The 20,746-nt window shown below is 62.8% G+C and carries 17 protein-coding genes; 6 read left to right on the top strand and 11 right to left on the bottom strand.

Annotated features, from left to right (window positions below; all coding sequences use genetic code 11):
- From rfbD to rfbB, 4 genes are read right to left on the bottom strand one after another with little or no spacing between them, the layout of a single operon-like run.
- The gene (gene rfbD, locus C1930_RS02920; protein ID WP_108771049.1) at nt 1-909 is read right to left on the bottom strand and encodes a dTDP-4-dehydrorhamnose reductase; all 909 of its coding nucleotides are present in this window, start codon (nt 907-909) and stop codon (nt 1-3) included.
- Entirely contained in the window at nt 906-1,463 is a 558-nt protein-coding gene (rfbC, locus tag C1930_RS02915) for a dTDP-4-dehydrorhamnose 3,5-epimerase (RefSeq protein ID WP_108771048.1), read from the bottom strand. Before rfbC ends, rfbD begins: the two co-directional genes overlap by 4 nt.
- Complete coding sequence (gene rfbA / locus C1930_RS02910) at nt 1,460-2,347, bottom strand: glucose-1-phosphate thymidylyltransferase RfbA (protein WP_108771047.1); 888 nt, start codon at nt 2,345-2,347, stop codon at nt 1,460-1,462. The genes rfbC and rfbA overlap by 4 nt, the downstream gene beginning before the upstream one ends.
- A gap of 14 nt (nt 2,348-2,361) precedes the next feature.
- On the bottom strand, nt 2,362-3,417 hold the full coding sequence (gene rfbB, locus C1930_RS02905) for a dTDP-glucose 4,6-dehydratase (RefSeq protein WP_108771046.1): 1,056 nt from the start codon (nt 3,415-3,417) through the stop codon (nt 2,362-2,364).
- 270 nt (nt 3,418-3,687) lie between these two features.
- Between rfbB and C1930_RS02900 the strand changes: the two genes are divergently transcribed.
- The 6 genes from C1930_RS02900 to C1930_RS02875 all read left to right on the top strand — a co-directional run bounded on the left by C1930_RS02900 (nt 3,688) and on the right by C1930_RS02875 (nt 10,141).
- Nucleotides 3,688-4,434, top strand: a complete 747-nt coding sequence (locus C1930_RS02900) for an electron transfer flavoprotein subunit beta/FixA family protein (RefSeq protein ID WP_060380126.1) — start codon at nt 3,688-3,690, stop codon at nt 4,432-4,434.
- Nucleotides 4,434-5,375: an electron transfer flavoprotein subunit alpha/FixB family protein gene (locus C1930_RS02895; RefSeq protein WP_108771045.1), complete on the top strand. Its 942-nt coding sequence runs from the start codon at nt 4,434-4,436 to the stop codon at nt 5,373-5,375. Before C1930_RS02900 ends, C1930_RS02895 begins: the two co-directional genes overlap by 1 nt.
- Nucleotides 5,376-5,520: 145 nt before the next feature.
- Nucleotides 5,521-6,879: a phosphomannomutase gene (locus tag C1930_RS02890; protein WP_108771044.1), complete on the top strand. Its 1,359-nt coding sequence runs from the start codon at nt 5,521-5,523 to the stop codon at nt 6,877-6,879.
- A 15-nt stretch (nt 6,880-6,894) separates the two neighbouring features.
- Nucleotides 6,895-8,298, top strand: a complete 1,404-nt coding sequence (locus C1930_RS02885) for a mannose-1-phosphate guanylyltransferase/mannose-6-phosphate isomerase (RefSeq protein WP_108771043.1) — start codon at nt 6,895-6,897, stop codon at nt 8,296-8,298.
- 276 nt (nt 8,299-8,574) lie between these two features.
- A complete protein-coding gene (locus C1930_RS02880) occupies nt 8,575-9,381 on the top strand; it encodes an ABC transporter permease (RefSeq protein WP_108771042.1) in 807 nt (268 codons plus the stop codon).
- Between the two features lie 13 nt (nt 9,382-9,394).
- On the top strand, nt 9,395-10,141 hold the full coding sequence (locus C1930_RS02875; RefSeq protein WP_108771041.1) for an ABC transporter ATP-binding protein: 747 nt from the start codon (nt 9,395-9,397) through the stop codon (nt 10,139-10,141).
- 49 nt (nt 10,142-10,190) lie between these two features.
- Here C1930_RS02875 and C1930_RS02870 read toward each other — a convergent pair whose 3' ends face one another.
- From C1930_RS02870 to C1930_RS02840, 7 genes are all read right to left on the bottom strand, one after another.
- Nucleotides 10,191-11,417 (bottom strand): acyltransferase, encoded by a 1,227-nt coding sequence (locus tag C1930_RS02870; protein WP_108771040.1) that lies wholly within the window; start codon nt 11,415-11,417, stop codon nt 10,191-10,193.
- 5 nt (nt 11,418-11,422) lie between these two features.
- Nucleotides 11,423-12,304 (bottom strand): NAD(P)-dependent oxidoreductase, encoded by an 882-nt coding sequence (locus tag C1930_RS02865; RefSeq protein WP_108771039.1) that lies wholly within the window; start codon nt 12,302-12,304, stop codon nt 11,423-11,425.
- Nucleotides 12,304-15,345, bottom strand: coding sequence for a glycosyltransferase (locus C1930_RS02860; protein ID WP_108771038.1), 3,042 nt, complete (start codon nt 15,343-15,345; stop codon nt 12,304-12,306). Before C1930_RS02860 ends, C1930_RS02865 begins: the two co-directional genes overlap by 1 nt.
- Before the next feature lie 232 nt (nt 15,346-15,577).
- Entirely contained in the window at nt 15,578-16,834 is a 1,257-nt protein-coding gene (locus tag C1930_RS02855; RefSeq protein WP_108771037.1) for a glycosyltransferase family 4 protein, read from the bottom strand.
- Between the two features lie 110 nt (nt 16,835-16,944).
- On the bottom strand, nt 16,945-17,913 hold the full coding sequence (gene gmd, locus C1930_RS02850) for a GDP-mannose 4,6-dehydratase (RefSeq protein ID WP_108771036.1): 969 nt from the start codon (nt 17,911-17,913) through the stop codon (nt 16,945-16,947).
- Nucleotides 17,914-18,019: 106 nt separating this feature from the next.
- Nucleotides 18,020-19,198 carry a cystathionine gamma-synthase gene (locus C1930_RS02845; protein WP_108771035.1) on the bottom strand — a complete coding sequence of 393 codons (1,179 nt, stop codon included), beginning with the start codon at nt 19,196-19,198 and terminating at the stop codon, nt 18,020-18,022.
- 123 nt (nt 19,199-19,321) lie between these two features.
- Nucleotides 19,322-20,692 carry a pyridoxal-phosphate dependent enzyme gene (locus tag C1930_RS02840; protein WP_108771034.1) on the bottom strand — a complete coding sequence of 457 codons (1,371 nt, stop codon included), beginning with the start codon at nt 20,690-20,692 and terminating at the stop codon, nt 19,322-19,324.
- Between the last annotated feature and the right edge of the window lie 54 nt (nt 20,693-20,746).

Raw genomic sequence — 20,746 nt, 5'->3', positions numbered from 1 at the left:
TCAGGCTTCGTCGCGTGCCGCCAACTGCGCCATCACGCGACGGAGCCCGTCCTCCCAACGTGGCAGTTCAACGCCGAATGCACGCTCGATCGCGTGATTATCCAGCACCGACCAGGCCGGGCGACGAGCCGGCGTGGGATATTCTGCACTGCTGATCGCCTCGACCTCAGGACGCTGCGGGAGCAGCCCCATCGCCACCGCTTCGTCGAAGATCGCTTCGGCGAAACCCTGCCAGCTGGTCTGGCCGCTGGCCGTCAGATGCCAGGTACCGGACAGTTGATCGGGATGCTGCAGCGCGCGCGCCGTTACTTCGGCAATCAGGATGGCAGGCGTGGGCGTGCCGATCTGATCGGCCACTACCCGCAAGCACGGACGCTCGGCGCCGAGACGCAGCATGGTGCGCAGGAAATTTGCACCGTGTGAGGCATATACCCAGGCCGTGCGAAAAATCAGATGGCGACCGGCGGCAGCGCGGATGGCATCCTCCCCATCACGCTTGCTGGTGCCATAGACACCCAAAGGCGCAGTCACATCGTCTTCGTGGTACGGCCTGTGCCCCTGCCCATCGAAAACGTAATCGGTGGAGTAATGCACCATCGGCACGCCGCGCGTTGCACACCAACGCGCGATCACGCCTGGAGCGATAGCGTTGGCCGTGAATGCTGCTTCCACGTCCTGCTCGGCACGATCAACCGCCGTATACGCAGCGGCGTTGACGACGACCGAAGGCTGCACGCTGTCCAGCAGGGCTGGCAGAAGCTCGGGGCGATTGAAATCTGCGACCTCACAGGCGCTGCCATCGGGCAACCTGCCGGTCCGGGTTGTCGCGACCACCGGTCCCGATGGCGCCAATGCCCGCAGCAGCTCCTGGCCAAGCTGGCCATTGCCGCCAAGAACCAACGTGGTCATGCAACAAACACCGGCAGACGCTCGTCTGCAATATCAACCAGGAAAGGCGCACGCTCGTCCTTGGGCGACAGCGTCGGCGAGCCCAGCGGCCAATCCACGGCAATCGCGCCATCATTCCAGCGAATGCCAGCATCGGCCTCGGGCACGTAGACATCAGTGCACAGGTAGTGGAAAAGTGCGGAGTCGGACAGCACGGCAAAACCATGCGCGAAGCCCTCTGGAATCCAGAACTGACGCTTGTTCTGCGCACTCAGCACAACCGCCTCCCACTGACCGAAGGTCGGCGAGCCGCGACGGATGTCCACGGCAACATCATAAACTTCGCCTTCCAGAACGCTCACCAGCTTGCCCTGCGGGCGCGGCCACTGATAGTGCAGGCCGCGTAGAACCCCCTTGCTGGAGGATGACACATTGCTCTGCACGAACTGTGTGGGCAACCCAAGCTCACCGAAACGCGCAGCGTTCCAGCCTTCGAAGAAGAATCCACGTTCGTCGCCGAACACTTTCGGTTCAATCACAACACAGCCCGGCAAGCGGGTTTCAATCACTTTCACGGAACCACTCCACGCAGTGCCAGTTTCTGCAGATATTGGCCGTAGCCATTCTTGATCAGCGGTGCAGCCAGTGCTTCCAGCTGCCCGGCGCTGATCCAGCCCTTGCCGAAGGCGATTTCCTCGGGGCAGCAGACCTGCAGGCCCTGACGGGTCTGGATGGTTTCGATGAAGTTGGACGCTTCCAGCAGCGACTGGTGGGTACCGGTATCGAGCCAGGCATACCCACGGCCCAGCGCTTCCAGATGCAGGTGACCCTCCGCCAGATAGCGCTTGTTGAGATCGGTGATTTCCAGCTCGCCACGCGCCGACGGCTTCAGTTCCGCAGCATAGTCACTGGCACGGCCGTCGTAGAAGTACAGACCGGTCACCGCATAGTTCGAACGCGGGTGCTCCGGCTTCTCAACAAGATCGACCACCCTGCCGCTCTTGTCGAACTCGGCCACGCCGTAGCGCTCCGGGTCGTTCACCCAGTAGCCGAACACAGTAGCGCCGTCCACGCGCTCGTCAGCGCGCGCAAGTACTTCGCGCAGGCCGTGACCGTGGAAGATGTTGTCGCCCAGAACCAGGCAGCTCGGCTGTCCGTCCAGGAACTCCCGGCCGATCAGGTAGGCCTGGGCCAGGCCATCGGGGCTGGGCTGCACGGCGTACTGGATATCCATGCCCCACTGCGAACCGTCACCCAGCAGCTGCTGGAACAAGACCTGTTCGTGCGGGGCGTTGATGATCAGTACTTCACGGATGCCCGCCAGCATCAGCACGCTCAGCGGGTAGTAGATCATCGGCTTGTCGTACACCGGCAGCAGCTGCTTGCTGACGCCCTTGGTGATCGGATACAGCCGCGTGCCGGAACCGCCGGCCAGGATGATGCCTTTGCGTTGGGTCATGTCGTTTTCCGGGTTCAGGCCGAAGTGCCGATGCGCTGCAGGCGGTAGCTGCCATCCAGCACGCCGTTCACCCATTCCTGGTTGTCCAGGTACCAGTCAACGGTGAAGGCGATGCCCTGTTCGAAGGTGTACGCCGGTTCCCAGCCCAGCTCGTTCTTCAGCTTGGACGCATCGATCGCATAGCGGCGGTCATGGCCGGGGCGGTCGGTGACGTAGGTGATCTGGCTGCTGCGCGGCTGGCCATCGTCGCGCGGGCGGCGCGCGTCGAGCAGCGCGCAGATCGCGTGCACCACTTCAATGTTCTGCTTTTCCGAATTGCCGCCCACGTTGTAGGTCTCGCCCACCTGACCCTTGGCCAGCACGGTGCGGATCGCTTCGCAGTGGTCGGTCACGAACAGCCAGTCGCGCACCTGCTTGCCGTCGCCGTACACCGGCAGCGGCTCGCCGGCCAGCGCCTTGGCGATCACCAGCGGAATGAGCTTTTCCGGGAAGTGGTACGGGCCGTAGTTGTTCGAGCAGTTGGTGGTCAGCACCGGCAGCCCGTAGGTGTGGTGGAACGCGCGCACCAAGTGGTCCGACGCCGCCTTGGACGCCGAGTACGGCGAATTGGGCGCATACGGGGTGGTTTCGCTGAACTTGCCGGTCTCACCCAGGGTGCCGTACACCTCGTCGGTGGACACGTGCAGGAAGCGGAAGGCCGCGCCCTTGTCGGCCGGCAGGCCCTTCCAGTGGTCGCGCACCGCTTCCAGCAGGCCCAGGGTGCCCACCACGTTGGTCTGGATGAAGGCGCCCGGGCCGTCGATGGAACGGTCCACGTGGCTTTCGGCGGCGAAGTTCAGCACCGCATCGGGCTGGTGTTCGGCCAGCAGGCGCGCCACCAGGGCGCGGTCGCCGATATCGCCCTGCACGAACACGTGGTTGGGGTTTCCGTCCAGGCTGGACAGGGTCTTCAGGTTGCCTGCATAGGTAAGCGCATCCAGGTTCACGACCTTGATGCCGCGGGCGACGGCTTCGAGAACGAAGTTACCGCCTATGAATCCGGCGCCGCCGGTGACAAGCCATGTGGGCACTACCTGTTCTCCAATTCGGTGCAAGCCAGGCGCAACCCTGACAGCACTACAGAATACATCGGCCGATGTTGAGGACCGCATGCGGCGCCTGAACATCGGCGCTGCAAGCCTTGCGATGCGGCATCGCAGCATAACCATACGCATTCGCATGGTCACGCAAGGCCAGTTAGAATCCAGATCCCACCCCCGAACCGGTTGCTGTGCGAGGACCGGACGTTTCCCGTTACTGTGAGCCGGCCAACGGCCGGCACTACAAGGATCGAGTACCAGATGAAAATCCTCGTCGCGTACAAGCGCGTGGTGGACTACAACGTCCGCATTCAGGTCAAGCCGGACGGTTCCGGCGTGGTCACCGACGGCGTCAAGCTGTCCCCCAATCCCTTCGATGAAATCGCGCTGGAAGAAGCGCTGCGCCTGCGCGACAAGGGCATCGCCACGGAAGTGGTGGTCGCCACCATCGCCCCGGCCGACGCCCAGGCGCACCTGCGCAATGGCCTGGCCATGGGCGCCAACCGCGCCATCCACGTGGTGACCGACCAGGCCATCCAGCCGCTGACCGCCTCGCGCACCCTGCTCAAGCTGATCGAGAAGGAACAGCCGGACCTGGTGATCCTGGGCAAGCAGGCCATCGACGACGATGCCAACCAGACCGGGCAGATGCTGGCCACGCTGTGGGGCCGCCCGCAGGCCACCTTCGCCAGCAAGCTGGACATTGCCGACGGCAAGGCCACGGTCACCCGCGAAGTCGACGCCGGCCTGGAAACGCTGGAAGTGGACCTGCCGGCGGTGGTCACCACCGACCTGCGCCTGAACGAGCCGCGCTTCATCAAGCTGCCGGACATCATGAAGGCCAAGGCCAAGCCGCTGGAAACCCTGCAGCTGGCCGATCTGGGCGTTGAAGCCGCCGACACCTTCAAGACCACCCAGTACGCCGCGCCGTCCAAGCGCAGCAAGGGTGTGATGGTCAAGGACGCGGCCGAACTGGTTGCCGCACTCAAGCAGAAGGGGCTGCTGTAATGAGCAAGATTCTCGTCATCGCCGAGCACCACGACGGCAAGCTCAACGCCGCCACCGCCAAGACCGTCAGCGCCGCCGCCGCCATCAGCGGTGCCAGCATCGACGTGCTGGTGCTGGCCGCCGACCCGGCCGCCGTTGCCGCTGAAGCAGCGAAGATCGCCGGCGTGGCCAAGGTCCTGACTGTGGCCAACGCCGCCAATGCGCAGGCCATTGCCCAGGTGCTGGCCCCGCAGATCGCGCAGCTGGCCAAGGGCTACAGCCACGTGTTCGGCCCGTCCACCACCTTCGGCAAGGACCTGATGCCCTGCGTGGCCGCCCTGCTGGGCGTCAACCAGGTGTCCGACCTGATGAGCGTGGAAGGCAGTCACACCTTCAAGCGCCCGATCTACGCCGGCAACGCGATCATCACCGTGGAAGCCCCGGCCGACCAGATCGTGGTCGCCACCGTGCGCGCCGCCTCCTGGCCGGAAGCGGCCCAGGGCGGCAATGCCACCGTTGAAGCAACCAGCGTGGACGCGGCCCTGCCGACCCACACCCGTTTCGTGGGCCTGGCCGCCGGTGCCAGCGACCGCCCGGACCTGCAGGCCGCCAAGCGCGTGGTCTCCGGTGGCCGCGGCGTCGGTTCGGAAGAGAACTTCAAGGTGATCTTCCAGCTGGCCGACAAGCTCGGTGCGGCCGTCGGCGCCTCGCGTGCCGCGGTCGACGCCGGCTACGTGCCCAGCGATCTGCAGGTGGGCCAGACCGGCAAGATCATCGCGCCGGAACTGTACGTGGCCGTGGGCATCAGCGGCGCCATCCAGCACCTGACCGGCATCAAGGATGCCGGCACGATCGTGGCGATCAACAAGGACGGCGATGCGCCGATCTTCGAGATTGCCGATATCGGCCTGGTCGGGGATCTGTTCACGATCCTGCCCGAGCTGGAAAAGGCGCTGGGCTGACAATCCACCCAAAGTGCCGCGTAATCAACATGTTACGCGGCACATCCTGTTTGAATGATGGCCTGCAGGGACGCCGGTCTGGATCACTCGTCCTTGCAGTGCCTGTCGTTATAATCCGGGGTCAACCCGTGTAAGGACTGCATTGATGACGCTCCCGTGTTTCAAGGCCTATGACATCCGTGGCCGCGTTCCGGATGAACTGGATGAACGCCTTGCCCGCCGTATCGGCGCTGGCACCGCTGCGTTGCTGGGCCCGGGACCGGTAGTGGTTGGACACGACATCCGCCTCAGCAGCCCCGCCCTGATGCAGGCTGCCGTCGAGGGTCTGACGGCGAGCGGACGCGACGTTATCGACATTGGCATGTGTGGCACCGAGGAGGTCTACTTCCAGACGTTCCACCGCAAGGCGGCCGGCGGCATCATGGTGACCGCCAGCCACAATCCGATGGACTACAACGGGATGAAGCTGGTCCGCGAGGAATCCAAGCCGATCAGTGGCGATACGGGCCTGTTCGACATCCGCGACTTCGCTGCCTCGGACGCCCCCCTCGGCAATGGCCAGGGCACGATCCGCCGGGATGCAGACAAGTCCGCCTACATCCAGCATCTGCTGGGTTATGTCGACGTGGCCAATCTGAAGCCGCTCAAGATCGTCACCAACCCCGGCAACGGCGGCGCAGGCCTGGTGATCGACGAACTGGCCGCACACCTGCCGTTCGAATTCATCCGCATCCAGCACGAAGCGGATGGCAGTTTCCCCAACGGCATCCCCAATCCCTTGCTGCCGGAAAACCGTGCGGCAACCCGTGATGCCGTGCGCAAGCATGGCGCTGACTTCGGTATTGCCTGGGATGGCGACTTCGATCGCTGCTTCTTCTTCGACGCCGAAGGCAACTTCATCGAGGGGTACTACCTGGTCGGGCTGCTGGCCACGGCGCTGCTCGCACGCCAGCCCGGCGGCAAGATCATCCACGACCCGCGCCTGACCTGGAATACCGTGGAGATGGTCAAGCTGGCCGGTGGCGTGCCGATCATGAGCAAGACCGGGCATGCCTTCATCAAGGAGCGCATGCGTGCTGAGGACGCCATCTACGGTGGCGAAATGAGCGCACACCACTACTTCCGCGAGTTCGCCTACTGCGACTCGGGCATGATCCCCTGGCTGCTGATCGCACAGCTCGTTTCCAGCAGCGGCAAGTCGCTGGGCGAACTGGTGGCGGACCGCATGAAGGCGTACCCGTGCAGTGGCGAGATCAACTTCCGCGTGGACGATGCCAAGGCGACCGTCGCACGCGTGTTGGCGCATTTCGAACCGCAACAGCCGTCCCTGGATCGTACCGACGGCGTCAGCGCCGATTTCGCCGACTGGCGTTTCAATCTGCGCAGTTCCAACACCGAACCGCTGCTGCGGCTGAACATCGAGACCCGCGGCGATGAAGCATTGCTGCAGGACCGCATCCGCGAGCTGACCGCCCTGATTGGCGGCACGCCAGCCAATCACTGAGAAGGACCACTTCGTATGACCCCTATTGTTCCCGTCATTCTTTCCGGCGGCTCGGGCACCCGGCTGTGGCCGCTGTCGCGCGAAGCCTATCCGAAGCAGTTCCTGCCTCTGGTCGGCGATGACACCATGCTGCAGGCCACCTGGAAGCGCGTCGCTTCCATTGCAGGTGCTGCGCCGATCGTGGTTGCCAACCAGGAACACCGCTTCATGGCGGCCGAGCAGCTGCGTGAGTGCAAGGTGCTGCCGCAAGCCCTGATTCTTGAGCCGGTGGGCCGCAACACCGCGCCGGCCATTGCCATCGCCGCGCTGCAGGCCTTGGCCGGCGGCAACGACGCCCTGTTGCTGGTCCTGCCTTCCGACCATGTGGTCCGCAACGAAACAGCCTTCCACGCGGCGGTCAAGGAAGCTGCCATCGCAGCCGAGGCTGGCAAGCTGGTCACCTTCGGCATCGTGCCGACTGCCCCGGAAACCGGCTATGGCTACATCAAGGCCGCCGCCGGCGAAGGCGTGCGTGCCGTCGACCGTTTCGTCGAGAAGCCCGACCTGGCCACCGCTGAACAGTACGTCGCTTCGGGCGAGTACTTCTGGAACAGTGGCATGTTCCTCTTCAAGGCCTCGCGGTACCTGAAGGAACTGGAAGCGCTGCAGCCGGCGATCCTGGCTGCGTGCCGCCAGGCACTGGACAAGGCGGCCCGCGACAATGACTTCATCCGACTGGACGCCGATGCGTTCGCTGCCAGCCCGAACGACTCGATCGACTACGCAGTGATGGAAAAAACCGCCGATGCCGCGGTCGTCCCGCTGGATGCAGAGTGGAACGACGTGGGTTCGTGGTCGGCGCTGTGGGAAGTGTCGGACAAGGACGCCGACGGCAATGCCTGCCACGGTGACGTGATCGCCTTGGACTGCAAGGACAGCTATGCCTATGGCAACCGCTTGATTGCCATGGTCGGCCTGCAGGACGTGGTGGTCGTGGAAACCGACGACGCCGTGTTCGTGGGCCACAAGGACCGCGTGCAGGACGTCAAGGAAATCGTCGGCCAGATCAAGCGCGATGGCCGCAGCGAAGCCGCCGCCCATCGCAAGGTCTACCGCCCGTGGGGCGCTTACGATTCCATCGACAACGGTGCCCGCTTCCAGGTCAAGCGCATTACCGTGAAGCCGGGTGCGACGCTGAGTCTGCAGATGCACCACCACCGTGCCGAACACTGGATCGTGGTCAGCGGCACGGCCGAAGTGACCCGCGGTGACGAGGTGATCCTGCTGTCGGAAAACCAGAGCACCTATATCCCGCTCGGCGTCACCCATCGCCTGAAGAACCCGGGCAAGCTGCCGCTGGAACTTATCGAAGTACAGTCCGGCAGCTATCTGGGCGAAGACGATATCGTCCGCTTCGAAGACAGCTACGGCCGGGCCTGATCCCGCCCATGGCCTGTGCGGCAGGCGGGTTGATTCCCGCCTGCCAGGGTCACAGCTCGCCGCCTGGACGGCAGGACCGGCATTTTTCACATACGTGAATGCCTCACTCCGAGCCGGCCCCAGGGTCGGCTCTGCTCAAACGCATCCTTGTCGATCGTTTCCCGGTGCCGGCGGTACGGCTGAATCCTGCCCTGCCCCTCGGCGCCATTTCCTCGGTCAATCAGACGTTCGAGCGTAGAATAGTCTGTCCAACTGCATCAGCTCCCTCGCCCGCTCATGCCCAACATCGCAACGTCGTTTTCAACTGCAACAGCGGACGTTTCCGCCACCATCAAGCGCATTCGTCTGCCCACCCTTCTGGGCTGGCAGGATGTGAAGCAGCGTTACCGCCGCTCCATCATCGGCCCCTTCTGGTTGACCATCAGCACGGCGATCCTGGTGGGCTGCATTGGACTGATCTTCGGCCATCTGTTCAAAGCGCCGATGAAGGAATTCCTTCCCTTCCTCGCCTCCGGTCTGGTCATCTGGACGTTCATGTCCTCGACCATCACGGAGGGCTGCACGGCCTTCACTTCGGCAGATCACATCATCAAGCAGTTGCCGATCCCACTCACGGTGCATGTTGCGCGTGTGGTGTGGCGCAACGCGATCATCCTGGCGCACAACATCGTGATCATCCCCATCGCGATGCTCTTCCTGGGCCGGGAATTCTCGCTGACAGCGGTCCTCAGCCTTCTGGGCTTCGTACTGGTTACGCTCAACCTGATGTGGGTCAGCCTGCTGCTCGGCACCATCTGCACGCGCTATCGCGACTTCCCGCAGATGGTGGCAAGCCTGATGCAGGTAATGTTCTACACCACGCCAATCATGTGGATGCCGCGGCTGCTGCCACAGGAAGTTGCGCGCTATTTCCTGACCTACAACCCCTTCTACCATCTGATGGAGCTGATGCGGGCGCCGCTGCTGGGGACCGTGCCGGACAAGACCCATTGGTTCGTGGCGCTTGGACTGCTTGCCGTGGGCTGGCCAGTCACGCTTCTCTTCTTCGGCAAGTTCCGCCGCCGTATCGCCTATTGGCTCTGACTGCAGGTTTCCCATGGCAAAGATCCACTTTGAAGATGTATGCGTCGATTTCCCCGTGTACAACGCCGACAGCCGCTCACTGAAGAAGCAGTTGGTGCAGGTTGCCACCGGTGGACGGGTCGACGTGAATGCCAAGGGCAGCGTGTATGTCCGTTCGCTGGAGAACATTTCCTTCAAGTTCCATGACGGCGACAGGATTGGCGTGCTTGGGCACAATGGCGCCGGCAAGAGCACGCTGCTGCGATTGCTCAGCGGCGTCTACCATCCGTCCTCAGGCCGTGCCGAGGTACAGGGTGAAATCGGCTCCCTGATCGATATCTCGCTCGGCATCGACCCGGAAGCGACCGGCCGCGACAACGTCTACTACCGCGGTGCCCTGCTGGGAATTCCAAGCGCTGTCCTGACCCGGCGCATGGACGAGATCGTCGATTTCTCCGAGCTCGGCGACTTCATCGACATGCCGATCCGCACCTATTCGACCGGCATGCACCTGCGCCTGGCGTTTGCTATCTCCACCTTGGTCCAGCCAGAGATCCTGCTCATGGATGAATGGCTGTCCGTGGGTGATGAAGGCTTTCGCCAGAAGGCGAACGCAAGGCTGCACGACTTCGTCCGCTCCTCCAGTATCCTCGTGATCGCAAGCCACTCGAGGGACCTGATCCTGGACAACTGCACCCGGGTCATCTGGCTGGAGCATGGTCGGATCCGGATGGACGGCGACCCGACCGACGTATGCAACCACTACTTCGGCCAGCACTGAGAATCGCCCAACGTTCAAATGAAAACGCCGCCCTTCGGGCGGCGTTTTTTTATTCTGAGCCAGTTCCAGATATGGACGACTCGCTGGTCCTTCCTGTATCCCGCTTCAGCTTGGTCGACATGAAGGGGTGCTCGAGGAACCGGTACGACAGCACTGCCAGCGGCATCGTGATCGCCACCACGATCACCGGCATGAGCAGATACATGGTGCGCGTGTTGAAGCCCGGCAGGTAGCCATGCTGGAAAAACTTGTGCACCACATACGCAACCAGCAGGTGCCACAGATACACCGAGTAGCTGATTCGACCCATGTCCAGCGAGAACCGGTTCACCAGCCAGACTCTGTCGGGCTTGCGGGACAGACCGAGCATCAGGAACCAGAAGAACACCGGCGCACACAGCAGCACGAACTGCAGGTTGTGGGAACGGATCAGATCGGCAGGCATGGTCATCGTGGAAAGAGACAGCAACAATGCCAGAATCAGCACGATGGGCTGGGCAAGATAGTCGGCCAGCGACTGCCAACGCTCCAGCGAAGCACGAATGCTCCGGTCAAGAACGGCCGCGCTCATGCCCAGGTAGAACGCCAGGAAGAGCGCCGCGTCCGTCTCCCTTCGCCATTGCGTGACCACATCGGTCAACCCGATGGAAAGAATGATCAACACGCAGGTCAGGCCGCGCCAGCTGCGGGTCAGCGCAGCTACGATCGGCAACGCGATGTAGAACAGCCACTCCCAGCGCAACGTCCACAGATTGTTGATTCGCATGACCGATTCGGGCACGAACACGTCATGCACGCCACCAGCGAAATAGAAGGCATAGTTGCGCAATGCGGAGAGGATCTGCTCCTGGTTCGGCCGAGGGAACCCGGCGACGATCCACTCGTACAGAATTGCAGCGGAGACCATGCCAGCCATCGCGGGCACCAGCCTGCGCAGCCGCTTCTCATAGAACGTGTTGAGGTTCAGCCGATCCGACAGCACCATGCTCCAGAACAGGTAGCCGGTCAGCATGAAGAACCAGATGACGCCGCTCTGCCCAAGGTAACTGGAGGCCTTGGAGCCCGCACCCTGGCCTGCTGCGTAGAAATACATGGTGGTGTGCGAGAACACCACCAGGGTCGCGGCGACGCCACGCAACGACTCCAACGGCTTGCTGAAGCTGGCCGAGTAGCTGGCCGCAGGCGCCTTCAGGACGCGCATGCAGACGGTCGCATAGACCGCCGCAAAGGGCACAAGTACGAAGCAGTACGCCAGCAGGATCCACTCAAATCGCATTGAACTTACTCCTTGCCCTTGTGCTCTTCCAGCAGATGGGTAAGGACCTGCTCAAGCGGGGTGAACTCGCGAGCGAATTCCACGCTTGAGCGAAGATGCGACGGGTCGGCCACCAGCCGGGAAATATCATCCTTGCGGACGTGCTGATGGACCTGGCGCAGTTCCGGCTGATGACCTGACAACGAGGCCAGGCAATCAATGACATCGCGAACAGAGTGCCCCTGCCCGGTACCAATGTTGATCGTGTTGTTGCGCAGCGGCCGCGTCGCAAGCGACACCATGATATCCACGAAATCTTCGACGGCCACGTAGTCACGGACCGGCTCCAGATTGCCGATATCGATGGAGGGACTCCGGCGGGCGAAATGACTCACGAGCTTGGGCACCAGGAACAGCGAACTCTGGCCACTGCCAATGATGTTGAAGGGACGCACCACCGTTATCTGGCGGTCACCGGCGTACTTGCGCAGCAACTGCTCCATCCCGTACTTGCTGATCGAATAGTGGTTCAGTGGCAGCGGAACAAGCCCTTCGTGGAGCTGCAGCTCGGTCTGCTGGCCGTACACACCGGCCGTGCTGGTACAGAGAACGCCCCCCTGCCCCTGCCCGAACTCAAGCATGGCTTCGATCAGATTCTCGGTGCCGAGCACGTTGACGCGATAGAACTCCGCGGGATTGGAGCGCTGCACGAACGCGTATCCGGCCAGATGAACCAGTACATCGAACTCACGCCCGGCCATGGCCACGCGCACGGCGTCCATGTTGGTCAGATCCACGCGGTCGCCGTTCGGCTGGTTCAGTGCCTGGACGTCCATGCCCGCTTCAACCAGACCCTTTGCCAGCGCCTTGCCAAGGAAACCGGTCGCACCGGTGATCAGAATCTTCATCAATGCAGTTCCTTGATGCTGTCATCCCGTTCATGGTGGGACAGCGTTACCGCAGGGGCGGGCAGTTCGGCCACCAGGTCGCGGGCGAACTCGCGCCAGGATGCATGCGTCTTCTCGCCTGCAATCAAGGCCTCGCGCTCGGCCAGCAGCTCGGGGTGGCTGTAGTAGTTCTCCATCGCATTCCTCCACCCCTTGACGTCGCGCGGATCCACGTAATCGGCGAACTTGCCGCCCGTTTCACGCAGCGGGGGTACATCGGCAGCCAGACAGAATTTGCCATAGGCCAGCGACTCGGAAATCGGCAGCGCCGCTCCCTCGTAGAACGAGGGAAGCAGCGTGAACCGGCAGTTGCGGTACAGGACGCGCAGCTCTTCATCGGTGGGCTGAAGCAGAACCAAGTGGCGCGCAACGCGTGTGTCATTGCGAAGCTGCTGCATCAAGCCCTCAACCAGCCAGCCCTGCCGCCCGGCAAAGACCAGCGTCGGAACGGTGGACGCATCCACTTCCGGGTCATCCAGCCACTTCACCAGGGCCTGGTAGAGGACCTCATGGTTCTTGCGGATCTGGATGGTTCCGACAGACAGCAGGAAATCACCTTCGACGCCGAGTCGCTTGAGAACTTCGGCATCCTCCTCCCGCGGCGCAAGCTCTTCAGCCTCGAACTCGGCCCCCAGTCGCAACCCCTTGGTGCGCGGCAGCGATTCAAGGTGATAGCGCGCCATCAGGCGCTCGCCATCCTTTCTCGCCGTATTGCCACCGAACAGAACGACATCGCTGGTACGGCAGACCCAGTAGAAGAATATCTCGTAAAGCTTCCTGATCTCGGGCTGGTAGAAGTGCGGCTCGAGCAGCGGAATCATGTCGTGGACAAGGTATGCCGTGCGGATGCGCGTCTCCTCACGGATGATCGAGATGGCCTGCAGATAGCTGGATTCCCAGTCCAACCCCACCGAAAGCACGCGATCCCCCGCTTCAAAAGGATGGGCAACGATGCGCAGCGGTTTGCGCTCGAAGCTCAATGCCTGCGGATCGGTGGGCATCGTGGGTCCCGTAGCGGTGCGGATCTCCGGCAATGGCGCAGGACGCGTCGCAGGCGCCGACCCCTTGCTGGCGAGTGCCGCCAGCTCGTCGTTGCTCTTGCCCTTCACCACGCGATAGAGCCATGCCATCGTCGATGCCGGCAGCAGACTGGCCATGTGCAGCAGAGCAGTCTTGATGCGGCTGCGACGCGAAGGCTGGGCCACCATCATCGGTCCAAAGACCTGGCTGGCAAGGTCGTTGCCAACCATCCATGCCGCTTCCTGGTTCCGGCGTGCCTGCTCGATCATGTGGCGCTTGTAGGCCATGTGGTCGTGGTAGGCCTGCGGATAGTCGGAGCGGCTTCGGGTAAGCCACGGCAGTTCGACAGCGGTAAGTTCAACGAACTCCACGTCATTCCCGTTGCGCCGGGTCTCGAAGAACTGCACGCGCGATGTTGGATCCCGGTTCAGCTCCCAGGCAGTACCCAGCTCAACGCGCGGAATGCCATCGGCACTACCGTAGTGATTGTTGATCAGCGTCAAGTCGAGCCACAACCGCGAAGACGGCGGATTGACATGCGCCGGGAAATCGAACTGGACCAGGTGGTCGTGAATATCCTGGGCGGTGGCACGCCACGGCTTGTTCCGCCACGTGCGACCGATGTAGGCCTCACGTTCCGCAAGCGCCTGGTCGTCGATCGTGTAGCGGGCAATCAGGCGCGCCCACTCCGAAGGCTCGTGCGGATCTGCGTAGTCGATCATGTCGCGGCCAATCTCACGCATCGGCGCGACATCGGAAGAAATGCAGAACTTGTTGAACGAAAGGCTTTCCGGGAGCGTCAGGTTCCAGCCTTCGTACAGCGTAGGCATCAGTGTGAAACGACAGTTGCGGTACAGCGCGTCCAGTTCCTCGTCGGACGGACGTACGAACTGCACGTAAGGGGAGACGCGGTCGTCTTCCTTGAACACATGGACCAGTCCGACATCGCCATACAGGCCACCAGCAACCACCAGCTTGGGCAGCGGCTGCGAAGGATCCAGACCGTAGGCTTCGGGCTTCTCGATCATTTCGCGATAGGCACGGTGCAGCACACCATGGTTCTTCCGCGGCTCCACCGAGCCGACGCAAAGCATGTACTTGCCCGCCTCCAGACCCATGCTTTCGAGCAGTGCATCGGTCGCGTCCTGGTCCAGCGGCTGCAACGACGCATTGGGAACATCACCGAAGCGGACGGGCTGACCAGCCGGAACCGGCAAGGACAACGAGCGCTGGATCTCCTGGGAATCACGACGTGCAGTATTGCCGCCGTAGAAGACCAGATCGCAATGCGTCGCAACCCACTTGAAGTACTTCAGGAACTCGGCTTCGGAGTTGGCGCCGTAGAGGAACTTGGTCTTGGGATTGATCAGGATGGTGTCGTAGATCAGGTACGACAGATGCAACCGGTAGTCCATCGATTCACGGACACGACCGTAAATGGCTTCTTTGTTGCTGTCCTTCCAGCCACAGGAGAACATCACGTCCCCGGGCGAGAACGGGTGGTCCGGGATCGCCGGCATGCGCGCGGCGCTGGGCTTCTCGACCGGCTTGGCCGGCACGCTGTTGCCCTGGAACATCAGGTAGAACGGTCGACTGATGTAGTAGACAGCCTTGGCAAGCGGCAAGGGCAGGACGCTCATCAGCCCCTGCATGGCCAGCTTGGTGTGCTGCCCGCGACTGCGCGCGGAGCGGAACTCCTTCAATGGCAGGGGCAGCGCCGAACTGTCCCCGATGGAACTGGAAGATACTTTCTGCGAACGGTGGTTGAGGAAGCCTTCAACCGGAGTCGCAGCTGACAGCAACCAGCCCAGATCAGCCCGAGAGACCTCCTCGATACCATCGGAGGCCTGATTCAGACGGCAGAAACGAACCTGGTCGGAAATCTTCGCCATGTTGTAGGCGATCTCCAGCTCAGCTCGAATGATGCCGACGACGCCCCCGGTGAAGGTCGAGATATTGCTGATGTCTACCCAGATGCTCATTGGAGAAGTTGGCCGCCTGATCCTGTAGTTGATTGTCCATTCATGCCGGCAAGAACCGACATGCGCAAAATGTTTCCTCGGGTGCCTGAAGCCCCGGTCCGCCTTACGATTGCGTCGCAACAAGGGTAATAGAGTGTCATTTGCGACACCATGGGCCGGACCATCCTAGCATCGGGCCCTCACGACCGAACTCACGCGTGCATCCCCAGATGACCGCGGGGATGTTTGCCGCTCACGCCAGCGCGCCTCCCAGCGCGGCACGCATCTGCAGGGCCACTGCGGCCGGCGAGAGCACCTTGGCAACCTTCGCCCGGCCACGCTCCGCAAGCGCCTGCGCCTCCGTTCGATGCTCATACACCCAGCGCATCTTTGCGGCGGCGTCATCGACACTGGGATCAGCCCAGCGCAGGCCTTCCCCGCCGGAGTAATCGCCCCTGCCAACCTGAACCATCCGATGTTCGACCAGCAAGGCTGAATCAGCATCCTGGAACTCGAGGTTGCCTGACCAGCCGGTAGCTATGACGGGCTTGCCGCGCGCCATGCACTCGGCCATGCCCAGCCCGAAGCCCTCAGCCCGGTGCAGAGACACATAGCAGTCACAACAGCGCTGCAGTGCCCCCCAATGGGCAGCGGCAAGCGGGCCATTGCGGACGAGAATTCGGGGGTCCTTCCCGGCGGCAGCGAGCAACATCTGAAACGCCACGTGATTCTGCTCGCCATGACCGGTCTTGATCACCAGCTGCACATCGGCGGGCGTGTTGCCGAAGGCACGGAGAAACGCCGCAATGCTCGCCAGCGGATTCTTCCGGCTCATGGATGAGAAGAAATCGAAACTCACCAGGAACACAAACGCATCCTCGCGCAAGCCAAAGGCCTCACGCTGCAGACCACTGTCGGGCCCGACGTACAGCGGCAACCCTACCTTGTGTACCCGGGCTCCACAGGATTCCCGCACCGCATTGCCAACGAAATCCGTCGCGACCACGATCCCATCGAAATCGCCAACGGCGTCGAACCAGGCTCTGGGAAGCGTTTCCAGTTCCCAGAACCAACTTGCCAGTCGCAGCTCGGGACGCGCCGGTATCAGGGGCTTCACCGCCGACCAGATATCCGGGTTCACGCATACCAGATCGGCGTCACGCAGCGGCTGATCCACCGAGCAACCCGGTACCTCCCATTGCATGCGTGCGTGCGGGGTCGCGAGGGGAATGTCATGCAGCGTCACGCCGATACCGTGGGCGGCAAAGGCCCGCGCGTACAGCCGCGCGCTCTCGCCCAAGCCCAGTTGCTTGGACAACAACCCATAGAGGTTGAGCGACTGCCCCGTATCCACGGCAGTCGGCAATGGCCCCGACGCCATCGGCGTCGAGGGCACGGCCGGCAACGGCGGGAATCGATGGTGGCGCAGGCGGAAGGTTCTCGCCGCAAGCGCTGCGCGATTCCACTGTCGACGAAGACCCCCGGCGACGCGGCCAAGAGTCCCCTTCATTGCGCCCTCCCGATCTCCACGGGTGCAGGTGCTGCCGCAAACAGGCTCAGATCCTGCCTGCCTGCAGTCCGGCCGGGAAATTGCAGAGGAAGAGCGTGAACCACGATGCCTCAGCCGCCCAGACGCCGCATGTCCGCATCCACCATCATGGTGATCAGGTCTTCCAGGCTGGTCTTCGGCTGCCAGCCCAGCTTTTCCTTTGCTTTCCCCGGGTTGCCGAGCAGCACTTCCACTTCTGCAGGGCGGAAGAACTTCGGATCGATCACCACGTGATCGTCCATCTTCAGGCCCACATGGCGGAACGCGATGTCGCACATTTCGCGCACGGTCGTGGTGACGCCGGTCGCGACCACGTAGTCGTCCGCCTTCTCCTGCTGCATCATCAGCCACATGGCTTCGACGTAGTCGCCGGCAAAGCCCCAATCGCGCTTGGCATCGATATTGCCCAAGGGCAGTTCGGACTGCATGCCGAGCTTGATGCGGGCCACGGCATCAGACACCTTGCGGGTAACAAACTCGATGCCACGCAGCGGGGATTCATGATTGAACAGAATGCCGCTGGAGGCATGGATGTTGAAGCTTTCGCGATAGTTCACCGTCAGCCAGTGCGCCATCAACTTTGCACAGCCATAGGGGCTGCGCGGATAGAACGGGGTCTTCTCGTCCTGCAGGTCAGCCTGGATGAGACCAAACATTTCGCTGGTCGAGGCCTGGTAGAAGTGTGCCTGCGGATTGACCACACGCACCGCCTCAAGCACGTTGAGTGCGCCAAGGCCATCAACCTTCACGGTCAGCAGCGGCTGGTCCCAGGAACTTCCGACAAAGCTCTGTGCGCCAAGGTTGTAGACCTCGTCCGCCTTGGTGGCGTCCATGGCACGCACCATGGAGGACAGGTCGGTCAGGTCGCCATCGTGCAGAGTGACTTCGTTCTCGATGCCGAGCTCACGAAGGCGCCAAATGGTGTCCGAGCTACGACGTGCCAGAACACCGTGCACACGGTACCCCTTGGACAGCAGCAGCTTGGAAAGATAGGCGCCATCCTGCCCAGTGATTCCGGTGATCAAAGCACTCTTAGCCATCGATTTTTCCCTTTCTAGATGAATTCATGAGCATGGCTGCCAGACCAAGCGCGAATGGCGCTCATTGCAGCCCTGCATGGTATACGTTTCTACGAGCCATCCCCGCTCAGGGGACCGCCAGCGCCCTTTCCAGATCCACCTGCAGATCCTCCAGCTCCTCCACGCCCACGCTCAGCCGCACCAGCGCATCGCTGATCCCCAGCTGCTCGCGGCGCGCCACCGGAATCGAGGCATGGGTCATCACCGCCGGGTGGTTCACCAGGCTTTCCACGCCACCCAGCGATTCGGCCAGGGTGAACAGCTCGGTCTTTTCGCAGAAGCGCTTGGCCGCCTCGAAACCGCCCTTCAGTACGATCGAGACAATGCCGCCGAAGCCGGCCATCTGCTTGCCCGCCAGCTCGTGCTGCGGGTGCGAAGGCAGGCCCGGGTAGATCACTTTTTCCACCGCCGGGTGCTTTTCCAGCCACTGCGCCAGCGCGAGTGCATTGGCGCAATGCGCCTTCATGCGCAGCGGCAGGGTCTTCAGGCCGCGCAGGGCCAGGAAGCTGTCGAACGGGCCCTGCACGCCACCAATGGAGTTCTGCAGGAAGGCCATCTGCTCGGCCAACGGCGCATCGTCACCGACCACCACCATGCCACCGACCATGTCCGAATGACCGTTGAGGTACTTGGTGGCCGAGTGCAGCACCAGGTCGGCGCCCAGCAGCAGGGGCCGCTGCAGCATCGGCGAGGCGAAGGTGTTGTCCACCACCACGATCAGGCCATGGCGCTTGGCGATGGCAGCCACCGCGGCGATGTCCACGATCTTCAGCATCGGGTTGGTCGGGGTTTCAATCCAGACCATCTTCGTCTGCGGGGTGATCGCCGCTTCGAAGGCGGCCAGATCGGTCAGGTCGACGAAGCTGAAATCCAGGCCGGCGGTGCGGCGGCGCACGCGCTCGAACAGGCGGAAGGTGCCGCCGTAGATGTCATCCATCGCCACCACGTGGCTGCCGGCGTCCAGCAGTTCCATCACGGTGCTGCTGGCGGCCATGCCCGAAGCGAAGGCGAAACCACGGGTGCCACCTTCCAACGAGGCCACGCAGCGCTCGTAGGCGAAGCGGGTCGGGTTGTGCGTACGCGAGTACTCGAAACCCTGGTGCTCGCCCGGGCTGGACTGTGCGTAGGTGGAGGTGGCGTAGATGGGCGGCATCACCGCGCCGGTGCTCGGATCGGGCGACTGGCCGCCGTGGATGGCCAGCGTGGCCAGGGCCAGCGCGCGATCGGGCTTGGAAGCGTTGGACATTTCGTTTCCTGAATGGCGCCGGTGTTCGGCGCCGTCGAAGGAGCGGGAGTCTATCAGCGCGCCCTTAACGAGCTTTGACGCGGATAAACCGGGATTCAGCAGCGAACGCGCGTGATCGTGCGCTTACTGCACGCGGCGGCGCAGGAAGTTCAGCAGGTCGATGCGGGTGATCAGGCCAAGGAAGGCGTTGCCGTCCATGACGATGGCCACCTGGCCGCGGTCGAACACCGGCAGCAGGGCCTCGATGGGCGACTTCACGTCCAGCCGGTCCAGCTTGCTGACCATGGCCGTGGCCACCGGGTCGCGGAAGCGCGCTTCGTCGCCATAGACGTGCAGCAGCACGTCGCTTTCATCGACGATGCCGACCAGCTGGTCGCCGTCCATCACCGGCAGCTGCGACACGTCGTACAGCTTCATGCGCTGGTAGGCGGTGGTCAGCAGGTCGTTCGGGCCGATCACCACGGTGTCGCGCTGGCCGTACGGGCGCAGGATCAGGTCGCGCAGGTCGCCGTGCTGCGGGCGCTGCAGGAAGCCGTTGTCCAGCATCCAATAGTCGTTGTACATCTTCGACAGGTACTTGTTGCCGGTGTCGGGCACCAGCACCAGCACCTTCTTCGGCGTGGACTGTTCCTGGCAGTACTTCAGGCCGGCGGCCAGCAGGGTGCCGGTGGACGAACCGCCCAGAATGCCTTCCTTGCCCAGCAGCTCGCGCGCGGTGTGGAAGCTTTCCGCGTCGGTGATCGGGTAGGCCTTGGTGACGCGGCTGAAATCGGAGATCGAGGGCAGGAAGTCCTCGCCGATGCCTTCCACCAGCCAGCTGCCGGACTTGTCGTTCAGGTTGCCGTCGTTGATGTACTCGGCAAGGATGGACCCTACCGGGTCAGCCAGCACCAGTTCGGTCTTCGGCGACAGCTTGGCGAAGGCACGCGACAGGCCGGTCATGGTGCCCGAGCTGCCGCAGCCGAACACGATCGCGTCCAGGTCGCCGCCCATCTGCTCCAGGATTTCCGGGCCGGTGCCGAATTCGTGCGCGGCCGGGTTGTCCGGGTTGCCGAACTGGTTGATGAAGTAGGCGCCGGGGGTCTGCTCGGCGATGGTCTGGGCCAGGTCCTGGTAGTACTCGGGGTGGCCCTTGGCCACGTCCGAACGGGTCAGGCGCACTTCGGCGCCCATGGCCTTCAGGTTGAAGATCTTTTCCCGGCTCATCTTGTCGGGAACGACCAGGATGAGCTTGTAGCCCTTCTGCTGCGCGACCAGGGCCAGGCCCAGGCCGGTGTTGCCGGCGGTGCCTTCCACCAGGGTGGCGCCGGGCTTCAGATCGCCACGCTTTTCGGCGGCCTCGATCATCGACAGGCCGATGCGGTCCTTGATCGATCCGCCCGGGTTGGCGCTTTCGAGCTTCAGGTAGAGCTCGCAGACACCGGTATCCAGGCGCTGGGCCTTGACGATCGGGGTCTTGCCGATGAGTTCGAGGACGGAAGAATGGATGGGCATTCGGGGACTTTCGTTTCGCGCCGCGCAGGGCCGGACCATGGATTATCCGACGGA

It is taken from the genome of Stenotrophomonas sp. SAU14A_NAIMI4_8 (genome assembly GCF_003086695.1).
Lineage (GTDB): Bacteria > Pseudomonadota > Gammaproteobacteria > Xanthomonadales > Xanthomonadaceae > Stenotrophomonas.
Note: the sequence above shows the minus strand (reverse complement) of the source record. Positions and strands in the feature narration are given on the sequence as shown.

Excerpts from the sequence above, each read along its gene's own strand:
- rfbD (WP_108771049.1), bottom strand. The coding sequence starts at position 909 with ATGACCACGTTGGTTCTTGGCGGCAATGGCCAGCTTGGCCAGGAGCTG.
- rfbA (WP_108771047.1), bottom strand. The coding sequence starts at position 2,347 with ATGACCCAACGCAAAGGCATCATCCTGGCCGGCGGTTCCGGCACGCGG.
- C1930_RS02900 (WP_060380126.1), top strand. The coding sequence starts at position 3,688 with ATGAAAATCCTCGTCGCGTACAAGCGCGTGGTGGACTACAACGTCCGC.
- C1930_RS02895 (WP_108771045.1), top strand. The coding sequence starts at position 4,434 with ATGAGCAAGATTCTCGTCATCGCCGAGCACCACGACGGCAAGCTCAAC.
- C1930_RS02890 (WP_108771044.1), top strand. The coding sequence starts at position 5,521 with ATGACGCTCCCGTGTTTCAAGGCCTATGACATCCGTGGCCGCGTTCCG.
- C1930_RS02885 (WP_108771043.1), top strand. The coding sequence starts at position 6,895 with ATGACCCCTATTGTTCCCGTCATTCTTTCCGGCGGCTCGGGCACCCGG.
- C1930_RS02880 (WP_108771042.1), top strand. The coding sequence starts at position 8,575 with ATGCCCAACATCGCAACGTCGTTTTCAACTGCAACAGCGGACGTTTCC.
- C1930_RS02875 (WP_108771041.1), top strand. The coding sequence starts at position 9,395 with ATGGCAAAGATCCACTTTGAAGATGTATGCGTCGATTTCCCCGTGTAC.
- C1930_RS02870 (WP_108771040.1), bottom strand. The coding sequence starts at position 11,417 with ATGCGATTTGAGTGGATCCTGCTGGCGTACTGCTTCGTACTTGTGCCC.
- C1930_RS02865 (WP_108771039.1), bottom strand. The coding sequence starts at position 12,304 with ATGAAGATTCTGATCACCGGTGCGACCGGTTTCCTTGGCAAGGCGCTG.
- C1930_RS02860 (WP_108771038.1), bottom strand. The coding sequence starts at position 15,345 with ATGAGCATCTGGGTAGACATCAGCAATATCTCGACCTTCACCGGGGGC.
- C1930_RS02855 (WP_108771037.1), bottom strand. The coding sequence starts at position 16,834 with ATGAAGGGGACTCTTGGCCGCGTCGCCGGGGGTCTTCGTCGACAGTGG.
- gmd (WP_108771036.1), bottom strand. The coding sequence starts at position 17,913 with ATGGCTAAGAGTGCTTTGATCACCGGAATCACTGGGCAGGATGGCGCC.
- C1930_RS02845 (WP_108771035.1), bottom strand. The coding sequence starts at position 19,198 with ATGTCCAACGCTTCCAAGCCCGATCGCGCGCTGGCCCTGGCCACGCTG.
- C1930_RS02840 (WP_108771034.1), bottom strand. The coding sequence starts at position 20,692 with ATGCCCATCCATTCTTCCGTCCTCGAACTCATCGGCAAGACCCCGATC.